Source organism: Reticulibacter mediterranei (genome assembly GCF_016587455.1).
Window position 1 is genome coordinate 1,112,894 of the sequence record NZ_BNJK01000001.1, and the last position, 18,484, is coordinate 1,131,377.

Here is an 18,484-nt window from a genome sequence, read left to right on the forward strand (position 1 = left end):
CCTGCGCCTCCACAAAATACACCCCACACTACATCTTTTAGCCCTCTCTTCCACCCACGCCAGGGCTGTATAGTTTGTGTAGGTAAGGACACAACACTACTGGCAGGCAGAAAAAGAGGAACGCAAGATGATGAAACTGACCCGCTACCAGATCCGTGTGCAGGGTCATATCGATCCAACGTGGCAAGATTGGTTGCCTGGTCTCACACTCACCCATACACCCAAGGGTGAAACGCTGCTGACCGGCCTGCTGGCTGATCAGGCAGCTCTCCAGGGAGTGCTGACCAATCTCTACAATCTAGGCTATCCACTCTTGTCAGTCAATTCCATAGATCAGGAGATAATGTCTAGTAATAAGGAAGAAGATCTATGAAAGAGAAAATAGGTGCGGTATTGGTGACAGGCGCATCCTCTGGGATGGGGAAAGCCTGTGCTCTGAGATTAGCTCAGGCAGGATATAGTGTTTTTGCTGGTGTTCGCAAGGAGCGTGACGCGCAATTACTCAAGCAAGAGGGATCATCACGACTGATCCCGGTCATCCTTGATGTGACAGATGAACAAAGTATTGCCGCTGCCCGTGAGGTGATTCGTGAGACGGTCGGCGCTGACGGGCTTGTTGGCCTTGTGAACAACGCGGGCGTAGGAGTCACTGCTCCGATAGAATTGGTGCCGTTGCAAGAGCTACGGGGCCAATTTGAGATTAATGTCATCGGCCAGGTGGCGGTGATCCAGGCCTTTCTCCCTCTGATCCGAGCCGCTCGTGGGCGCATTCTCAACGTTGGCTCAGTCGGGGGAAAAATCACCATCCCCTTTGGCGGTCCTCTCTGTTCCTCAAAATATGCAATTGAGTCGATCAATGATGCGCTTCGTATGGAGCTGCGCCCCTGGGGTATTCATGTGGTGCTTGTGGCTCCTGGCAGCATTCGCACACCAGCCGTCGAGAAACTTGTGGCGGATAGTGAAGTGATGGTGAACACGTTTTCCCCAGAGGGAAAAGCACGGTATGCCGCATCCTATCGGGCGTTTGTACAGTCGTTTCTCAAGCAAGAAGAGGAGGGGGTTGGCCCTGAAGTGATGGCGGAAACGGTCTATCATGCCCTCACTGTGCATACCCCCAGGAATCGCTATCCCGTAGGACCCAAAGCCAGATTGCTTCCGTTCCTGGGTACCTGGCTTCCCGCAGGCGTTCTCGATGTGTTGCGTACACGTATGTTCCATGTGTATCAGCCATTTGGCAAAGTTACGGAATAACCTTATTGCTCACAACTCAAGTGAAAGAAAGTACGAAAAGTTAAATAAAAAACGTCAGGAGTTTTCACGATGTTGACCCCAAAAGATCCACAGGTGAGTCAGGGTGTTATTGCGCTCGATGCCGATTTTGGTGGAATGGCTGCGCGAGTGGGTACGGAAACCTGGAGTATCAAGGAACTGAGTCCGCAGGATTGCGCCGTGCTCTGTATTGTGAACGATGTCTGTAATCAGACCCTTGGTTTGCCGTTTCAAATGCACGTCCAGTTAATGATCACAAATGGTGCCCATTTTCGTCAGATCAAAGAAATCCTGTTGCACCTGGCACCACATGCTGGTTATCCTATCGTCTTAAAAGCTCTGATTCGTCTCAAGGAGCTTCAAGCGACGTTGCAGCTTGGCGACGGAGATGAGGGGGCCGCCGAAGAAGCAGAGACCCGATCATGGGATGAAGAGAAAGAGACCAGCTTGTTCGCGCTGGATGAAAACTTCGGCAGGTTCGTGATGCGTGAGACGAATTACGTATGGGGTCGCGGAATCCTCTCGGTGAAGGAACGGGTCTATATCTCGCTGGCGGTTGATGTCATCTATCAGACATTGGGTGGACCATTCCGCTTTCATCTTCAGCAGGCGCAGCAACAGGGAGTAAGTATTGACCAGGTAAAGGCGGTCATCCGTTTTCTGGGAGAGTTTAGCATGGTAAGAGCCTGGGAGGCCTTTTCCGCTCTGCAAGCATTCTTGCAAGCGGGCGTGTCAGAACCCATCGGGCGAGAAGGCACCTCGGCCCTTTGAAACACCAACAGTCAAGCAAAGAAAGGAAAGAACAGCAATGAAAGTGCTTGTTGCCGGAGCGACTGGCGCTCTGGGTATCCCCTTGACCCGTGCTCTCATCGCGGCAGGACACGAGGTTCTCGGGCTGAGCCGCTTACCCGAGAGCCTGGATCACCTCTCACGCCTTGGCGTTCATCCCATCCTGGCTAACGTGATGGATCGCGACGACCTCCTCAAAGCCCTCAAGGAAGTGCAAGCCGACGCAGTTATTCATGCGCTGACCGCACTCAAGAAGACGCCTCTGCGCCATCAGGATATGTATGCCACCGACGCGCTGCACGATGTTGGCACCACGAATCTACTGGCTGCGGCCAAGACGGTGGGCGCACGCAGGTTCGTAGCGGAGGCGATGACGATGGGCTATGGCTATGGCGATTGGGGCGATCAGGTCATCACCGAGGATCATCCGTTTGGGCCTCCCGGAAGCTCTTCTCAACTGGAACGGCATGTGGCCGGGTTTCGCTCGTTGGAGCGGCAACTCTGGGAGGCGACGCGAGCGGGCTGGATTGAAGGGATCTCGCTGCGCTATGGAACCTTTTATGCGCCAGGCTCTCTGGTTCCTATTCTGGCGATGCTGCGCCGCCGAAGCCTCCCGCTGCCTGATGGAGGTCGAGCCGTCACCTCCTGGATTTACCTGGAAGATGCAGCAGCGGCCACCGTCGCCGCCCTCGAACGAGGCAGGGCAGGAGAGGCTTACAATATCGTCGATGACGAACCGGTGCGCAATAAGGAGTTCTTCGCGTTCCTGTGCCAGCAAGCTCACCTACCGATACCTTTCACGCTGCCGAACTGGCTGATGCGGCCATTGGCACCCTATGCGACCGATTTCTTCGCCACCTCCATGCGGGTCTCTAACGCGAAAGCTGTGCGCGAACTGGGTTGGCGACCAACGATTGCCCCAACTTATCGAGAGGGCATCCAGAAGGCGCTTGAGGCGCTTGACCGGCAGAAGGGCGCGAGCGGCGAAGGGAGAGGGGCGCAGACCGCCCCTCCTCGCCAGTCCTGATCTCTCATTATGAGAAAGAAAGAAGGAACTTCATGAAAGTCACAACCTGGTGGACGCGACTGGCTCAACTCATTCTCACCATCAACGTCCTCTTTTTTGTGGGGACCTCGACAATCATTCTCTTTTCGCCCCACATTTTCCAATCCATCGTCCAGTTTGTGCCCTTTAATCGTCACTACCTGGGCGACGCGGGAATCTTTCAACTGGCGGTAAGCCTTGGCTTGCTCTGGGCGATCCCTGACCCGACCAGGAGGGTTTCCCATATCTGGATCGGCACCATTGCCAGCCTGATGCACACCACAAACCACGTCTATGACCTGTTCTTTGTCAGTACCCCGCCGCTCTTTCGCCTCTGGCTACCGCAGACGTTAACGCTGCTGGTGCTGGCGCTGAGCTTGCTGGTGGTTGCCATTGGCTGTAGCAGGCAAACCAGGAGTAGCGAGGGTGCACAAGCGGGCCCAGCCCTGCTCAGGTAGCTGGGTAAGAGAAGTGTGCGAAAAAGGTGCTTCATCCAGGAGGTACATTGGACTAATCATATCTCCGGGAGAGAAAGGAGAGGAAAATATGGCAAAAACACATAAGGTTCCGCTGTTTGTCCATTTGGGAAATATGCTGACATTGACCCTGCTGCGCGCGGGCTTCAAGCTCGTAGGACCTTTCATTTTCTTTGGGAACTACCCCATGTATCTGCTCACAGTGCGGGGGCGCAAAAGCGGGCAGCCGCGCACGGTCGCGCTAGCGATTATTGAGCGCGATGGGAAGCGCTATGTGGGTTCGGTGTATGGAATCGTCGATTGGGTCCGCAATCTGCGTGCAGCAAAAGAAGCCATCCTCACCCGTGGGCGTCGTACTGAGACCGTCAACGTCAGAGAACTGCCCCAGAAGGAGGCTGCCCTCGTGTTGCGAGAAGATGTCAAGGACGGCAACCCTTTCGCTCGCTCCTATGGTGTCACGGCAGACTCTTCACTAGAAGAATTTGAGCGTACAGTACTCACCCATCCGATCTTTTTGGTTGAAAGCAAATAGCGCAGATGACAAACTGGAACCAGTCTATCTGATTTTACTGTTTTTGTCAAACAGTATGTTATATAAGAAGTAAACCAAGAGAGGAGAGAGCGCTTCCTCCCCTGGCTCAAGCACAAGGGTATCGCGCTTCATTATCATGAAATCGTTCCCCGCAACCGTTGATGTTGCCATTGTAGGCGGCGGCCTGGCCGGACTTACCGCCGCCACTTATCTGGCGCGTGCCGGAAAATCGGTGGCGCTCTTTGAGAAGGCTGCAAGCCTGGGTGGGCGAGCGGCTACCTCCAACCATGAAGGCTATCTGTTCAATCGAGGAATCCACGCGCTCTATACAGGGGGTGCGACTGAGGAGGTCCTCAAGGACTTAGGGATTGCCTACAGCTATGGGAGTCCGAAAGAGACCTTTCTGCTGCATGAGGGACACATCTTCCCCTTTCCAGCCAGTGCCTCCGCGCTTCTGGGCAGTCCTTTCCTCAAGCTGGGCGATAAGCTGGAGCTGGTGCGTATCTTGAGCACCGTGCCGCGCATCAAGGCAGAGAGCCTTGCCCATCTGAGCGTACAAGAGTGGCTGGAACGCACCATCAAGCATCCTGTGGATCGTCAAATTCTGGCTTCGACCGCTCGTGTTTTTACCTATTGCTCCAATCTCGATCTGGTCAGCGCGGAGGTCTTTGTCTTCAAACTGCAACGTTCGCTCAAGCACCCGGTCCTCTATCTCGATGGTGGATGGCAGATGTTGATCGAAGGGCTGCGCCAGGCAGCTCTGCAGGCAGGAGCAAGCATCCGGAGTGGTACCCGTGTGACTGCGGTTCACCACCAGCATGGCCAGGTCCAGGGAGTACAACTTTTTGATGAGATGGTAGTGGCTGCATCCTCCGTCATTCTGGCAACTACTCCTGATGACGCAGCAAAACTGGTAGGGGGAGGAGCCTATGCTCCCTTACGGGACATCATCGATCCCCTCATTCCAGCCCGAATCGCCTGCCTGGATGTGGCGCTGCGTCACCTCCCTGAGCCGCGTTACCCGGTGGTTCAGGATGTAGCTGCTCCGCGCTTCCTCTCGGCTCAATCGGTCTATTCGCGGATGGCTCCAGAAGGAGGGGCAATGGTCTACACCTTTAAAATGCTTGATCCCATCCATCCCAGCGACCCGAAGCAGGACGAGCGAGCATTGGAGGATCTGCTTGACACCGTGCAGCCAGGATGGCGAGAGGTGCTGGTGAAGCGCTGCTTCCTGCCGCATATCGAGGCCATCGGCATGCTTCCTACGGCTCGTGGTGGCGGCTACGCAGGCCGACCCAAGCCCGTTGTACCGGGCATTCGCAATCTCTACCTGGCAGGTGATTGGATCGGCGCAGGGTTCCTCTCCGACCCCAGCATGGGAAGCGCGCGCCAGGTCGCGCAGCAGATCATCGCCAGTGAGAAGCAGGCGGCAATACCCAAAACAACGATTCGCTAAGGCGCTCTCTCGATGAGAGCACCTAGCTCCGACCATGAAAAATCATCCAGCCAATCTTCGAGTGAGAGGGGCGGAGACCTTCTCACTCGAAGGAAGCTTTTTGAAAGGAACGTTTCTCTATGCATCCTCTCTCTTCTCCATACCCTTTCACACCCCCGCTCAGCCTCATCAATACAGAAAAGGCCAGAAAGCGCTTCGGGGAACGAGCAGTCGATCTACACATCGAAATGGCTCATATTGGAGGATCGCAAAGATTTGGCGATTTGCTGCCATATGTACTGTCAGCAGCGAACTTTAGCACACCTGACAGTAGGGTAAACCCTGGTGGGAAGCAGGTTGAGAAGCAGCGTCAAAGGGGAAAATGGCTTGAACAGACTATTCGCCAGGTAACCTGATCAAGATGGCAGCAAATTTGATACTGGTGGCGAAGTCAGAAATGGCGCTCATTTTGAGCTTGAACATGGGAGGTCTCAAGCGCGAAATTTAACTTCGCCACCAGTATCAAATTTGCTGCCACCTGCTCATATAAGGTGATGATCACGGGCGTAGAGAGCGGCCTGGGTACGGTCTCGCAAATCTAAACGGTTCAGGATATTGGAGATATGATTCTTAATTGTACCCTCGCTGACCGTCAGTTGGGCCGCAATCTCGCGATTGGTCGCACCTGAGGCAATCAAGCGCAACACTTCGACTTCTCGGTCGGTGAGAGGAGAAGGCGACGAAGCTGTGGCATTTAGCTCTGCTCTGCCATGAGCCACTATTCTCTCCGTACGGCTCAGTGTACCTATCAGTTTGCCACCTACGGCGGGGTCGAGTTGATATATTCCCGCATGAGCCAGTTGGATGGCCCGGGCCAGATCGAAAGGTGGGATATCTTTCAGCAAATAACCCCTGGCACCAGCATGAAGGGCTTTCACAATGTATTCCTCGTCATCAAAAGTGGTAAGCATGAGTACCTGGCAAGCTTCCAGCTTGCCACAAATCCTGGCCGTCGCCTGCACTCCATCCATCACTGGCATCCGCACATCCATCAGTACCACATCAGGTGAGAGGGCCAACGCCTTCTCAACAGCCTCCTGTCCATTAGCAGCAGTGCCTACTACATGCACTCCATCTTGAATTCCCAATAGCGAGGCGATTCCCTCACGAATAAGTTGTTGATCATCCACCACAAGTACATGTACTGTGCATTTCTTCCCTATTTCTCCTCTATCGTCCTGCATTGCTTCTCCCCGCGTTCTCCATTTGATCCACCTCTGGCAGCCTTCGAGGAACACTCACCAATAAACGCGTGCCCTGAGCAGGGTGGCTTTCCACCTTCAAGGCACCACCGACCACCTCCAGGCGCTCGCGTATCCCCTGTATGCCAAAGCGCTCGTTGCGGTCTGATGGAAGTCGATCCAGCAGCGAAGTGTCAAACCCCTTTCCATCATCAGAAATTGAGAGGCTCGCTTCATGTGTTTGTAGCAAGACGCAAAGGCTCACATTCCTGGCCCTGGCATGCTTCTGGACGTTGGTCAGAGCCTCCTGTGCGGCACGATAAAGCACCAGTAGGACTGTTTTTGAGAATCCTGTTTCATCGCCTTTCATCTGCAAACTGATCGTAAGTCGCTCCTGTTCTGCATTTTTGACCAGATTGTTCAGAGCCGCCGCCAGCGAAAAGACCTCACCAGAGAGGCGCAATGTCCCCACTGATTGGCGCACATCCTGTAAAGCTTCGCGTGTTAAGCGTCTAGCATCTAGCGCCGCCACCTCAGCCTCCTGGGGATTACGCTGGCGGAAGGCAATGATTTTTTCCAGAAGGATGTTGATGGCAACTAAATAATGACCCAGGCCATCATGGATATCCCGAGCGAGGCGATTGCGCTCTTGTGCCGTAGCTAACTCTGCCGCTTGTTCGGCGTACGCTTTGAGCTGCTGATGAGAAATCGCCAGATCACTGAGGAGTTGTTCCGCTCGCCTACGATTTGCCTCCGCTTCGCAGGCAACGTTGGCCATTGAAATAGCAAACATGAGTCCCATGAAAAACATAAATAGCTCAGAGAGAGCCTCTTTATTGGTATACCAGAACGGAATGGACAAGCAGAGCTTGGCTACAAACGCCCCCATATACACGAGCGCCAGACCGTAACTGACTCTCTTATTCAAAGAAAAATAGGCTGCGAACGGCACAAGTGGATAGAGTACTCTGGATAAGCCGGAAGCATCGACCGCTGCCACCGCCTCAATCAACACGATCCGAGCCGCTAGCAGGCCGATTACCGCATAGCCAGTTGCCTGTGCAGCAGGGGAGAGTTGAGCCCATTGTTCCAGAGCCAGTAAGATCAACATCAAGCCAATAAAGGCAATGGTGCGCCACCAGACAACGGAAGTGACTGTGCTATAGTAGACACCAGTAACAAGTACTCCCAGATAGAGAAGCGAAACAACCCAGAGAAACAATCTAGGGAGAGTTCTCAGTTGGATGGGTGGCTCTGCAAGCTTCATGGCGTTCTGTTTCCTTCGACTCTTCAATGTTGCGTCGCTTCAAGCTCAATCATAGCATAGCCGGAGAACCAGACACAATATGTCGATTGGCGAATCTGGCTGACCAGAAGTCACGTGACTTCTGGCTATGGGATACATCGGGAAACAATGTCCATTCAGATAGGAAAAATAGCTCTCCAGGCACATGCACTCAAGTGCGTATTCAAGTATCCTCAAAAAGTGTCAGGCTTGTCTTCGGGCTTGAATGAAAAGGCCAGGATTGACCTCTTTTATTCAAGCACTCTGGACGCTTTTTGTACGCATTCTTGTCAAGACAAAAGGAGAAAACGAGCATGTTTCCTGGAACACTGTACCGTCTGAGCGCCTGGGCTGCCGTATTGAGCGGTCTATTGATTATCATCAAAAAAATGATTGTCGAGTTGCTACTTCCGCTGAACCCGATAACCAATGCGGTAGGAAGTTTTGGACTCTTCCTGGGCCTGTTTGCCCTGACTGGTCTCTATGTATATCAGAGAGAAGCAAGCGGCACCTTTGGGCTGATTGGCTATCTGGTCAATTGGTTCGGTCTGGCGTTTGTTTCAGGCGTAGACTACGCAAAGCTCTATATTCTTCCTTATATGAGTCAGAATGAAATCCAGACATTGTTGGCCGGGCCAACAAGGCTCGTCTTTTTAAGCTGCGCCATCTTCTTTCTAGTAGGCGTGATTCTCTTCAGCGCTGCCTCATGGCGTGCAAGAATCTTCCCACGTCTGGCAATAGTACTCTACATGCTTGGATTTACGCTCTACAGCCTGTCTTTCTTCTTGCCTGTTCTCGTTGTTCGCATAGCGGAGACTGGGGGAGCGCTTGGCGTGATCTGGTTGGGATACGCAACACTGATAGATCTCAAGAGAACAACAACGACGACACAGCCAGGACAGGCCATTGAAATGGGCACTCTTTGAGCAAGGCAAGTTGAGAGGAAGCATCAAGGAGGCAGATAGTTTGTTCAAGCTATCTGCTAATACGAACCCTATCACGAATGGCATCTATGCTAGAACGAGCCTTCCTCTTCAGGATAGATGCCATTGATATATTCCTCTATCAGGATATAGCACCACCACACAGGCTACAGAAACGTTGATTCACCTGCTCTCGTCCACAATGAGGACAATGGACCAACCCGGCGTTCGTGCCCGATGAAGCAGATGCCGCGCTATCTGTCGAGCCGCTGCTGCTCACGCGCCCATAATACTCAGGTGTGTGTGGGTAACTTCCCTCCAGAGTCTCCTTGTATTCACGGCTCTCTGACCAGTTCATCACTTCGCGTGACCGCACGATAATCAATGGATGAGTGGTCGGAGCAATCAACAAGAGCTTATACATGCGATCTAATACGTTCGCATCCACGCTCTCATAGAGGTTCGCCTGTTTCAAAAATTCGCTGGCATCCATTTGATCGCGCTGAAAGAGCGTTCCGCCCGCAAGTTTCATCATCAAAGAAAGCATGATCTGCGGATCTTGCACCACCATCAAAGCGGAACGATCTGCGGTAAATTCCGACATCCGATCCCATTCCAGCAAGGTGGCTTCCAGCGCACGTCCGATCAGCCTGCCAATCCCCAATGTCATATCGCCAATAATGGTCAGTAACAAAGTAATACAACGCGCCATCGTTTTGTAAAGAACATGACCAGATTTAATATGGCCCAGTTCATGAGCAATCACAGCCAGCACCTCATCCTGGTTCATGAGATCCAGCAAACCAGTTGTCACCACTATATAGGGATGATCGTGTCCACTGGTATAGGCGTTGGGCACTGGATGCTGAGCCACGTACAGTTCCGGCTCTTTTACATCGAGAATTTCGCACGCTTCTAGCAACTGAGCATATAATTGAGGGCATTGGAGAGGGGAGACGCGCACCGTTTGCGCAATGTTCATGATATAGGCAACACGTTCAGGAAATAGTTCTATGAATTTGCGTACCACAATATCCAGCCCTGGCACCCTTTGCAAAGCGCTCAATGCAGTCCGATCAAACGGATGTTGCAGGACGACCGGATCAAGACCAGGGAAGCGACGCCTTGCATTTGGCTGAGCAGTAGACATTATAAGGCTCCTTCTAGACCCTTCTGAGAGATTATGCGCTGTTTTTCAATAGCGTCATCATAGCTTCGGGCCATTTATTATTAATATACTCGATCAGTAGATTTTACGGGCAAAAGGCACCTCCTCAATTATACTATTCTGTTTGAGGAGCCTCAAGGTACCTTTCGTTATTATCTACGCTTAGAGCATTCCATTAGTTAGGAAAATCAGTACAAATTTCTCTCTCTATGGCTTCATTCTCACGTGCGAGCATTATTCGCAGCCCGCTTGCACTTCGTTTCTCCAATATGCTACAACATGGCGAGACAGAGCAGAGATGAATAAGCTGTCTCAAAGTATTTATAATAAAAGGAGCCGAGTAGTAGCAATGGAGCAAGATACCATACGCCAGGCACTCATTCATCGCCTGGGGCGCTTCCCTGAGCATGTGCCATTAGATCTGAAGGTTGAAAACACGACCGAGGAGGCGGGATATACACGTTCGCTGGTGAGCTATGTGGTTGAAGAGCACGAAAAGATCACCGCATGGCTCCTCACTCCACACGGCACTCCGCCATCTCAGGGATGGCCCGCGATTCTTGCCATTCATCAACATGCTGGGCAATACGACCTGGGCAAATCGGAGCCTGCTGGCCTGATGGGAAATCCTCAATCGGCTTATGGCCTGGAGCTATGTCAGCGCGGATATGTGGTACTCGCACCCGATCAACTGTGTTTTGAGGATCGACGCCCTCCAAAGGAAGTGCGCGAGTCCAATCCAATGCTTGACGGCTTCGGGTACGAACGATTTGAGGCGACGCGCTTGCTTCTCTTCGGCTCTTGCTTACAAACCAAATATCTGCACGATCTCAGTTGTGGACTGGATGTGCTCGCCTCGTTGCCAACGGTGAACGCCAGTAAAATCGGCGCTATTGGTCACTCGTTAGGAGGTCAAGAAACACTCTGGCTGACCTGGTATGACTCAAGGATTGCTGCGGGCGTCTCTTCCTGCGGTTTTGGCCTGTTACGTGCTATCTTACGTGACGGAATCACGCACAACCTGGCCGCGTATGTGCCGGATATGCTTGCAATAGGCGACATGGATGTGCTGGTAATGGCCCTTGCCCCACGTCCATTTATGCTGACAGCTGGTGAAACGGACCCTATTTTCCCCATCGATGGCGTCCGCACGCTGACAGCAAAAGCACAGGAAGCCTATGAGCAGGCAGGAGCGCCAGACCATTTCCAGGCTAATACCTTTCCTGCCGGACATAGCTTTCCCGATGATGTGCGAAAAGAAGCGTACGCATTTCTGGATTACTGGCTCAAAGCAGCCCCTTAAAAGTGCTTGCAGAGGACAATAAACGATGATATACTCGTCTGCGAGTATATATCCTCAAATATAAACAGGAAGGAGGTGCATAGCGATGGTACAGACGCATTCAGTGAGGCCGCGCTATGCATCACCTACGCCAATGATGTAAGCCTGCCTCATCTGACAACAACTCAAATTGTAAGAAAATCCATTCTTTTGAGAAGGAGTTCATTGTGGTAGCATTACATCATCAGGCAAGCTTCCTGAACACTCAGGGCGCGCCTCTCTATTATGAAGTCGCTGGGCAGGGCGATGCAATCCTCTTCATCCACGCTGGCATTGCGGATAGTCGTATGTGGGACGAGCAATGGAGCATTTTTGCCCAACACTATCAAACCATTCGTTACGATATTCGCGGCTTTGGACGCTCACAGATACCGGCCGGCCCATTTGCTTATCATGCAGATCCCGCAAACCTGTTGTGCTTCCTCAAGATCGAGAGAGCACATGTCATTGGTAATTCGTTTGGCGGCAAGATAGCCATCGATTTTGCCCTCACCTATCCAGAGCTTGTGACCTCTCTAACGCTGGTTGCCCCGAGCGTTAGCGGCACAACTCCCTCTCCAGCAATACAACAATTTGCTGCAGAGGAAGAAGCATTACTGGCAAAGGGTGATCTGGAAGCCGCTACTGAATTGAATCTGCGCACCTGGGTTGACGGTCCACGACGCACCCCGAAGCAAGTATCGTCGATGGTCCGCCAGCGTGTATACGATATGCAGTATCACGCATTCACAATTCCAGTTCCAGAAGGCGCGGAGGAGATAGAGTTGCAGCCACCAGCTATCAGCAGGTTGGCAGAGCTTCACATGCCAACCTTGATCATCACTGGAGAGTATGATCTCCCAGATATGCTGTTCATTGCTCAGGAGCTAGCAAAGCAGCTTCCACATGCTCAACAGGTAGCGCTTCCAGACGCGGCACATGTCGTAAGCATGGAGCAACCAGAACTGTTCAATCAGCACGCGCTAGCATTTTTGCAGACACACTAAAGGCTCGATCGGCAAACTCTGCGAGGCAGAGAAACTTCTCGTTTCCCTGCCTCGATCTACTAATGGCCCGAGATATCGCTATAAATTGTCATAAATCATTATCGGTCTCATTCAGGCCGCAACATAATTTTAGTTGCCTGAGCCGTTCCAGCAACCAGTTCGGCGAAGGCAGAGGCACCATCTGACAGAGGGCGCTCTTCCACCCAATCGCTGCTGCTGTGTAACAATCCCTGTTTTAAGAGATCGAGTGCATGAGCAAAATCGGTGTGAGTATACGAGTATGAGCCGGTGATGGTCACTTCCTGACGAACCAGATAGCTTAGATCCAACGCCGATTCAGCCGAATGCAGGCCGATAAATACGGCCCGACTCCCTGGGACGGCCGAGAGCAGCGCTTGCCGACGCGTGGTGGTGGTGCCAACGGCATCAATCACTGCATCAACGCCACCAGGAGATAACTCTTGAATCGCCGCCAGAACATCCTGTTTACTGGCATCGATAGCTTCTTGCGCACCCCAGCTTTTCGCGACAGCCAGGCGCGAAGGTGCCATATCGCTGACATAGATTTGCTCAACGCCCAATGCTCGCGCCACCGCCAGGCAGAGGAGGCCAATGGCTCCCATTCCAAGAATAAACAGGCTATTTCCTGGCCGCACCTGCGATAAAGAGACAGCTCGCACAGCACAGGCCAGCGGCTCTGTCAGAGCTCCCGTCTCTAACGAAAGATCAGCGGGCAAAGACCAACATTGCACCGCTGGAACAGGCACAAAGCGAGCAAAGGCACCAGGACGATGCACACCTATGAGGTTTCGCGTACGGCAGAGATTGGTATACCCCGCACGACAACGATCACACTGACCACAGACCATCAACGGATTAAACGTCACGCGCATACCCTGCTGAGGTTGCGAACCATCCGCCAGTGTACAGTTCCCTTCTATCTGGATAATACGACCAGCAGCCTCATGCCCCATAATTAATGGTGGCTTGCGCAAGCTATTCTCGCCCAGATAACCGCTCAGTTCCGAGCCACAAATACCGGCAACGCCCACTTCAAGCAACACCTCGCCAGGAGCAAGTTCAGGCGTTGATGCCGCCTGCATCTCCATAGAGCGTGGCCCCAACCAGACCAGCGCCTCCATCTGTCTATTACTAGGCATCTCACTATCCTTTCATCTCCAGTGACAGAGAACAACGCATCAATATAAATAAGGAGCCCAGAAGAGAGGTATCTTGCCTTCCTCTCTTCTGCTGCACAAAGTTATTTATCTGGGCGAAACATGCTCGCTCATGATGTTGGTCAGACGCCCCAGCTTCTCGACCTCTACTACAATCTCGTCCCCAGGCTTGACCCATACCTGCTCTTTCATGCCCAAAATGACGCCCTCAGGAGTACCAGTTACGATAATATCGCCAGGTTCGAGCGTCATATACTGGCTGAGGTAGCTGATCAGATAGGCCACCGAGAACACCATATCGCCCGTCGTCGAATCCTGGCGCAGCTCGCCATTTAGCCAGCAGCGGATCGCCAGATTTTGCGGATCGCTCACCTCATCGGCAGTCACCAGATAAGGGCCGATGGGTAAGAACTTATCCAGCGTTTTGCCAAGCATCCATTGATTAGTGCGAAATTGCAAATCACGCGCGCTCAAATCATTGGCGTTACTATATCCCAGAACGTAGTCGAGCGCCCTATCCTCGCTCACATCACGCGCCTGCTGACCAATCACCACAGCTAGCTCTGCCTCGTAATCATATTGCACAGCATTGGTCTGCAACGGCACTGCTTCGCCAGAGGCCGCCAGCGTATTGCTATACTTGGGGAACAATACCGGTGAGGTTGGCACCGCCATACCCGATTCGGCGGCATGACGGCGATAATTCAAACCGATACAAATAATTTTGCCCAACGGCGATACGGATGGACCAACCTGTAGATCTTCCTCCCGTAACAGCCAGGAAGCAGTTCCATCGTGCCCCTGAGTTGCCGCGACCAGTTCGCTCAGAGCTGCCAGCGCCCGTGTACCAGTGGTGCAAAGGCCATCGATAGTCTCTACAACCTGATTGTGGCCACCCAGAGCGGAACGAGCAGCCGCAACATCAATCACTCCCCGCTCGGTTTTAATTCCCAGCTTCAGCCCTTGAGCAGATTGAAAAGTAAGCAGTTGCATAAATATTTCTCCTCCTTCTCAGGGTGCGCGTGATACTCTCGCAACAACATGCACCCTCACTATGAATCGCTACCTTAGTTATGACAAATCATTATGCTTCTCATGCGTCTGCTCCGCTCGCAGGCGTTGCTCAATATGCGTTAAATGAGTCAGCATCGCTTGATAGGCTGCAGTTGGATCATGAGCAGTAAGAGCCTGTACAATAGCCTGATGATCCTGATAGGTCTGCTGCATAATTCCTGGAAGCACCACAGTTCTCCTTCTGCTGGCCTGGCTCAAACGATGAATGCTTGCCATAAAACGATGGAGCACCGGATTATGAGCGGCGACCGTGATGATTGTGTGTAGCTCAATATCAGCCTGAAAATATGCTTCAGGATCTTGTGGACCGGCGGCCGAATGCGCTACACAGGTTTCCAGCTGCGCAAGCTCCTCATCAGAAATACGCTGTGCAGCAAGAGCACAGAGGCCCGGCTCTAAGATCTTACGCGTCTCAAACAACTGTAGATATGTTGAATCATCCAGCGCAAACACGAAATCAAGATGCTCTACAAGAATTTCTGGTTCCAGCGATGTTACATATGTACCAGAACCATGACGAAGCTCGACAACATGCATAATAGAGAGGGAACGCAAAGCTTCTCGCAAAGAAGGGCGGCTGACACCCATCATAACGGCCAGTTCACGCTCTGGCGGCAACTTATCACCAGGGCGAAGCTTTTTTTCTTGTATGAGAAGGAGCAATTGTGCAACAATGTCTTCAGCAACAGCTGTCTTTGATATGGCCTCAAACGTCATTGGTATGTACCCATACTACCTGTCACAGGTAAGCGCTAAATTGGTAAGATGACTTAACCACAACGTACCATCTCCCTCGATGTGTTGTCAAGGAAGATAGTTCCCAACAATCAGAATGGCGTCCAATCCAGTCTGTACGCTATATCATACCCCGAAGCATAGCAAAAAAACAGCGGTCATGGAAACTCTGAATTGTTGAGTTTCCCATGACCACTGTTCTATGAGATAGAGAAAAACGAACGAACTATTGCTGCTCGATCTTTGCGGGGCGGCTCTGGATCTTGCGCAACCGCTCCAGGTCGAATTTCGGACGACGATCAAACAGATAGATGCCATTCTGTTCTATAAAGACATCCGTCAACTGCGTATAACAGTATCCAAACATCTGTGGATCATCAAGCAAGACAGAGCAAAGAGCATCAAAGCGCTCGTAAAACTCTTCAACAGATTGGGGAGCTGTGCCATAGCCCCAGCTGGATTGCTGATCGCCAGGCTTTGCACGCTCAGGATTCCACCACAATCCGCCAAATTCGCTCACGAAATAGGGTTGACCACGATACGGGATCGACCACTCGTGATTCGGCTCGCGATTGGTATATGCCTTCCCTTCGCCCACATGAGCATGGCGCTCCTTAAATTTCGCCAACTCCTGCTGGAACCCGCCTGCGGGGAGATAGTCATGCGAGTCGTACACGTCGGCTTCGGGGATACGATGCGAATACCCGGAAATATCCAGTACCGGACGCGTTGTATCCAGCGCCTTCGTTGCCAGGAAGAGAGCGCGTAAAGCATCGTCGTGCGTGGTGATTCTATCCTGCACATGCTGAATATTCTCGTTGAAGGGACACCAGCCGATAATGGCCGGATGGGAGTAATCGCGCTCGATAGCCTCTAGCCATTGCGTGGCATAAGTAATGGTTGGGATGTTGCTATCGAGCCAGGAGACGCGCCCCTCGAAACCCCAATCGGCAAACTCTCCCCAGACGAGATAACCCATCTTATCGGCATGATAGAGGAAACGCTCCTCAAAGACCTTCTGATGGAGACGCGCACCGTTAAAACCTGCCGCCAGGCTCAACTCAATATCACGTTTGAGCGCCTCATCGCTCGGGGCAGTCATAATCCCATCGGGATAGTAGCCCTGATCAAGGATGAGGCGTTGAAAAATGATCTTGCCGTTGATCTTAATTGCTTTCCCCTGAATAGTCACCGTACGTAAACCGGCATAACTACTCACGCGATCAACTGTTTTTCCTTCCGCATCAAGTAGCGCAATCTCCAGATTATACAGATGAGGATCATCTGGCGACCAGAGGCGGCGGCGCTCGGCAGGGATAGGCAGATCGAGCTGTGGCGAAAAATCGAGGTCGGCAGCACAGGTAGCGCTTGCCACAACTCCGGCAGCATCGCTCAAAGTTGCTGAAAGTTGCATACCAGGCTGAATATTGGTAACAGGCTGCTCCAAACGAAACTTACTATTTGCCACATCAGGCGTGATGCGCGTGCGGCGCAAAGAAGAGAGCGGCACCGGCTCCAGCCACACCGTTTGCCAGATACCCGTCGTACGTGTATAGACGCAGGCATAATTATAATACCGCTGCGACTGCTTGCCGCGCGGTTGTGCGGGCCTGTAATCATCGCGTGCGCGTACCACAATCGTCTCTGTCTCACCAGCTTTGACGCTCTCGCCCAGATCACAGGTAAACGGGGTAAAGCCGCCGCGATGTCGTCCCACCTCATTTCCATTCACCCAGACGGTGGTATCATAATCAACGGCCTGGAAGTGCAGCAAAATACGCTGACCCGCCCACTGCTCAGGTATCGTCACAGTGCGACGATACCAGACAGCAAGCATAAAATCTGTCTGCTCTATACCGGAAAGCGACGATTCCGGGCAAAAAGGGACCTGTATCCGATCTTTCAATTCGCGCTGCAACAGTCCCCGTTCCAGGCCACTATCACCCTGATCACTCTCAAACTCCCATTCTCCATTGAGACAGAGCCATTCTGAACGGACAAACTGTGGACGTGGATACTCCGGTCGCGGTATACTCATACAACTACTCTCCTTTGGAAAAACATCACTCACACTCTGAGTTCATCTTTGCATTCGATGGAGTTTGCTGATAGCATACATTGAAAAACGTGAGAAATCCATGAGCGAGAGCAACATCAACCTTCGTGAAACACACATCATCGGTACGAGAACGCGTGAGCGAATCGTGAGCAACCATGTCTGCAAAGCGCTATCTCTCTATGGCATCTACCTCACCGGGCTATCTTCCGCTTACCCCGATTTTCGCTTTGTACGCGTTCAGCCAGCGATCAGTCAGATTTTGCTCTGTCTGTCCGGTGAGGGCAACGTGCTGATCGATGGGCAGTGGAAACTCTGCACAGGTGGCATGGCCTATATTACGCCCCCTGGAGCCGTGCATGCTTACTATGCCATCGGTGAGGCTCCCTGGGAGATATGCTGGGTAACATATGGCCCGGAAGAGCAAGAGCGATTTTTCGCGGCAACGAGATACCCTCTGCTCGTCCAGATTGATCCTTATCCCCTCTCACAGAGCATTGAAGGGCTGTATCGCGAATCGATTGGTCAGGCCGAACCAGGCGTCATGCAACTGTGGGTACAACTATTGCACAGCTATACCCAGCGCATACTGGTGCGTCAGAGCGCCAACGAACTGCGGCTGCAACATATCTGGGATGCCGTCAATGCCGATATTGCGTATCCCTGGAGCAATATGGTGCTGGCAGAACGAGCGGGCATGAGTACGGAACATCTGCGCCGCCTCTGCCAGCACCACCTGGGGTGCAGCCCTATGAAACAGGTGACGATGCTACGTATGCGCCACGCCGCCGTGCTGTTAGCTCACGATGCCTATAGCGTCGAAGCTGTGGCAGGACGCGTTGGTTACGATAATCCATACGCATTCAGCACCGCCTTCAAACGACACATGGGAGTGCCTCCCTCATCGTATCGCCATCATAAATATGCTCCAGAACAGGATTGAGAGAGTA

At 52.4% G+C, this 18,484-nt stretch carries 19 protein-coding genes; 12 read left to right on the forward strand and 7 right to left on the reverse strand.

What is annotated here, in order from left to right; all coding sequences use genetic code 11:
- The first annotated feature begins 127 nt into the window (after positions 1-127).
- The 8 genes from K3T83_RS04975 to K3T83_RS05010 all read left to right on the forward strand — a co-directional run bounded on the left by K3T83_RS04975 (position 128) and on the right by K3T83_RS05010 (position 5,962).
- Positions 128-373: a DUF8691 family protein gene (locus K3T83_RS04975; RefSeq protein WP_220201869.1), complete on the forward strand. Its 246-nt coding sequence runs from the start codon at positions 128-130 to the stop codon at positions 371-373.
- A complete protein-coding gene (locus tag K3T83_RS04980) occupies positions 370-1,251 on the forward strand; it encodes an SDR family oxidoreductase (RefSeq protein ID WP_220201870.1) in 882 nt (293 codons plus the stop codon). The genes K3T83_RS04975 and K3T83_RS04980 overlap by 4 nt, the downstream gene beginning before the upstream one ends.
- A 69-nt stretch (positions 1,252-1,320) precedes the next feature.
- Positions 1,321-2,040 carry a carboxymuconolactone decarboxylase family protein gene (locus K3T83_RS04985; protein ID WP_220201871.1) on the forward strand — a complete coding sequence of 240 codons (720 nt, stop codon included), beginning with the start codon at positions 1,321-1,323 and terminating at the stop codon, positions 2,038-2,040.
- 37 nt (positions 2,041-2,077) lie between these two features.
- Positions 2,078-3,085: an NAD-dependent epimerase/dehydratase family protein gene (locus K3T83_RS04990; protein WP_220201872.1), complete on the forward strand. Its 1,008-nt coding sequence runs from the start codon at positions 2,078-2,080 to the stop codon at positions 3,083-3,085.
- A gap of 32 nt (positions 3,086-3,117) precedes the next feature.
- Entirely contained in the window at positions 3,118-3,561 is a 444-nt protein-coding gene (locus K3T83_RS04995; RefSeq protein WP_220201873.1) for a hypothetical protein, read from the forward strand.
- Positions 3,562-3,649: 88 nt separating this feature from the next.
- Complete coding sequence (locus tag K3T83_RS05000; protein ID WP_220201874.1) at positions 3,650-4,111, forward strand: nitroreductase family deazaflavin-dependent oxidoreductase; 462 nt, start codon at positions 3,650-3,652, stop codon at positions 4,109-4,111.
- Positions 4,112-4,247: 136 nt separating this feature from the next.
- Complete coding sequence (locus tag K3T83_RS05005; protein WP_220201875.1) at positions 4,248-5,567, forward strand: phytoene desaturase family protein; 1,320 nt, start codon at positions 4,248-4,250, stop codon at positions 5,565-5,567.
- A 119-nt stretch (positions 5,568-5,686) separates the two neighbouring features.
- Positions 5,687-5,962: a hypothetical protein gene (locus K3T83_RS05010; protein WP_220201876.1), complete on the forward strand. Its 276-nt coding sequence runs from the start codon at positions 5,687-5,689 to the stop codon at positions 5,960-5,962.
- A gap of 126 nt (positions 5,963-6,088) precedes the next feature.
- Here the strand turns inward: K3T83_RS05010 and K3T83_RS05015 are convergent, their stop codons facing one another.
- Both K3T83_RS05015 and K3T83_RS05020 read right to left on the reverse strand, forming a co-directional pair.
- The gene (locus tag K3T83_RS05015; protein WP_220201877.1) at positions 6,089-6,790 is read right to left on the reverse strand and encodes a response regulator; all 702 of its coding nucleotides are present in this window, start codon (positions 6,788-6,790) and stop codon (positions 6,089-6,091) included.
- Positions 6,777-8,054: a sensor histidine kinase gene (locus K3T83_RS05020; protein ID WP_220201878.1), complete on the reverse strand. Its 1,278-nt coding sequence runs from the start codon at positions 8,052-8,054 to the stop codon at positions 6,777-6,779. The genes K3T83_RS05015 and K3T83_RS05020 overlap by 14 nt, the downstream gene beginning before the upstream one ends.
- Before the next feature lie 332 nt (positions 8,055-8,386).
- On the opposite strand from K3T83_RS05020, the gene K3T83_RS05025 reads away from it, so the two are divergent.
- On the forward strand, positions 8,387-8,998 hold the full coding sequence (locus tag K3T83_RS05025) for a hypothetical protein (protein ID WP_220201879.1): 612 nt from the start codon (positions 8,387-8,389) through the stop codon (positions 8,996-8,998).
- A gap of 139 nt (positions 8,999-9,137) precedes the next feature.
- Here K3T83_RS05025 and K3T83_RS05030 read toward each other — a convergent pair whose 3' ends face one another.
- Positions 9,138-10,145: a M48 family metallopeptidase gene (locus K3T83_RS05030; protein WP_220201880.1), complete on the reverse strand. Its 1,008-nt coding sequence runs from the start codon at positions 10,143-10,145 to the stop codon at positions 9,138-9,140.
- 367 nt (positions 10,146-10,512) lie between these two features.
- Between K3T83_RS05030 and K3T83_RS05035 the strand changes: the two genes are divergently transcribed.
- Entirely contained in the window at positions 10,513-11,466 is a 954-nt protein-coding gene (locus tag K3T83_RS05035) for an alpha/beta hydrolase family protein (RefSeq protein WP_220201881.1), read from the forward strand.
- A 206-nt stretch (positions 11,467-11,672) separates the two neighbouring features.
- Positions 11,673-12,491, forward strand: coding sequence for an alpha/beta fold hydrolase (locus tag K3T83_RS05040; protein WP_220201882.1), 819 nt, complete (start codon positions 11,673-11,675; stop codon positions 12,489-12,491).
- A gap of 107 nt (positions 12,492-12,598) precedes the next feature.
- On the opposite strand, the gene K3T83_RS05045 is transcribed toward K3T83_RS05040, so the two are convergent.
- The 4 genes from K3T83_RS05045 to K3T83_RS05060 form a co-directional block, all read right to left on the reverse strand.
- Positions 12,599-13,651 (reverse strand): galactitol-1-phosphate 5-dehydrogenase, encoded by a 1,053-nt coding sequence (locus K3T83_RS05045; RefSeq protein ID WP_220201883.1) that lies wholly within the window; start codon positions 13,649-13,651, stop codon positions 12,599-12,601.
- 105 nt (positions 13,652-13,756) lie between these two features.
- Positions 13,757-14,662 (reverse strand): fumarylacetoacetate hydrolase family protein, encoded by a 906-nt coding sequence (locus tag K3T83_RS05050; RefSeq protein ID WP_220201884.1) that lies wholly within the window; start codon positions 14,660-14,662, stop codon positions 13,757-13,759.
- A 78-nt stretch (positions 14,663-14,740) separates the two neighbouring features.
- Positions 14,741-15,460: a FadR/GntR family transcriptional regulator gene (locus K3T83_RS05055; RefSeq protein ID WP_220201885.1), complete on the reverse strand. Its 720-nt coding sequence runs from the start codon at positions 15,458-15,460 to the stop codon at positions 14,741-14,743.
- A 244-nt stretch (positions 15,461-15,704) separates the two neighbouring features.
- Complete coding sequence (locus K3T83_RS05060; protein ID WP_220201886.1) at positions 15,705-17,516, reverse strand: glycoside hydrolase family 2 protein; 1,812 nt, start codon at positions 17,514-17,516, stop codon at positions 15,705-15,707.
- 100 nt (positions 17,517-17,616) lie between these two features.
- Here K3T83_RS05060 and K3T83_RS05065 point away from each other — a divergent pair, with 100 nt between their 5' ends.
- A complete protein-coding gene (locus tag K3T83_RS05065; RefSeq protein WP_220201887.1) occupies positions 17,617-18,477 on the forward strand; it encodes an AraC family transcriptional regulator in 861 nt (286 codons plus the stop codon).
- The last annotated feature ends 7 nt before the right edge of the window (positions 18,478-18,484 follow it).

Excerpts from the sequence above, each read along its gene's own strand:
- K3T83_RS05005 (WP_220201875.1), top strand. The coding sequence starts at position 4,248 with ATGAAATCGTTCCCCGCAACCGTTGATGTTGCCATTGTAGGCGGCGGC.
- K3T83_RS04990 (WP_220201872.1), top strand. The coding sequence starts at position 2,078 with ATGAAAGTGCTTGTTGCCGGAGCGACTGGCGCTCTGGGTATCCCCTTG.
- K3T83_RS05025 (WP_220201879.1), top strand. The coding sequence starts at position 8,387 with ATGTTTCCTGGAACACTGTACCGTCTGAGCGCCTGGGCTGCCGTATTG.
- K3T83_RS04980 (WP_220201870.1), top strand. The coding sequence starts at position 370 with ATGAAAGAGAAAATAGGTGCGGTATTGGTGACAGGCGCATCCTCTGGG.
- K3T83_RS05020 (WP_220201878.1), bottom strand. The coding sequence starts at position 8,054 with ATGAAGCTTGCAGAGCCACCCATCCAACTGAGAACTCTCCCTAGATTG.
- K3T83_RS05035 (WP_220201881.1), top strand. The coding sequence starts at position 10,513 with ATGGAGCAAGATACCATACGCCAGGCACTCATTCATCGCCTGGGGCGC.
- K3T83_RS05050 (WP_220201884.1), bottom strand. The coding sequence starts at position 14,662 with ATGCAACTGCTTACTTTTCAATCTGCTCAAGGGCTGAAGCTGGGAATT.
- K3T83_RS04975 (WP_220201869.1), top strand. The coding sequence starts at position 128 with ATGATGAAACTGACCCGCTACCAGATCCGTGTGCAGGGTCATATCGAT.
- K3T83_RS05030 (WP_220201880.1), bottom strand. The coding sequence starts at position 10,145 with ATGTCTACTGCTCAGCCAAATGCAAGGCGTCGCTTCCCTGGTCTTGAT.
- K3T83_RS05065 (WP_220201887.1), top strand. The coding sequence starts at position 17,617 with ATGAGCGAGAGCAACATCAACCTTCGTGAAACACACATCATCGGTACG.
- K3T83_RS05045 (WP_220201883.1), bottom strand. The coding sequence starts at position 13,651 with ATGCCTAGTAATAGACAGATGGAGGCGCTGGTCTGGTTGGGGCCACGC.
- K3T83_RS05015 (WP_220201877.1), bottom strand. The coding sequence starts at position 6,790 with ATGCAGGACGATAGAGGAGAAATAGGGAAGAAATGCACAGTACATGTA.
- K3T83_RS05055 (WP_220201885.1), bottom strand. The coding sequence starts at position 15,460 with ATGACGTTTGAGGCCATATCAAAGACAGCTGTTGCTGAAGACATTGTT.
- K3T83_RS04985 (WP_220201871.1), top strand. The coding sequence starts at position 1,321 with ATGTTGACCCCAAAAGATCCACAGGTGAGTCAGGGTGTTATTGCGCTC.
- K3T83_RS05060 (WP_220201886.1), bottom strand. The coding sequence starts at position 17,516 with ATGAGTATACCGCGACCGGAGTATCCACGTCCACAGTTTGTCCGTTCA.
- K3T83_RS04995 (WP_220201873.1), top strand. The coding sequence starts at position 3,118 with ATGAAAGTCACAACCTGGTGGACGCGACTGGCTCAACTCATTCTCACC.
- K3T83_RS05000 (WP_220201874.1), top strand. The coding sequence starts at position 3,650 with ATGGCAAAAACACATAAGGTTCCGCTGTTTGTCCATTTGGGAAATATG.
- K3T83_RS05010 (WP_220201876.1), top strand. The coding sequence starts at position 5,687 with ATGCATCCTCTCTCTTCTCCATACCCTTTCACACCCCCGCTCAGCCTC.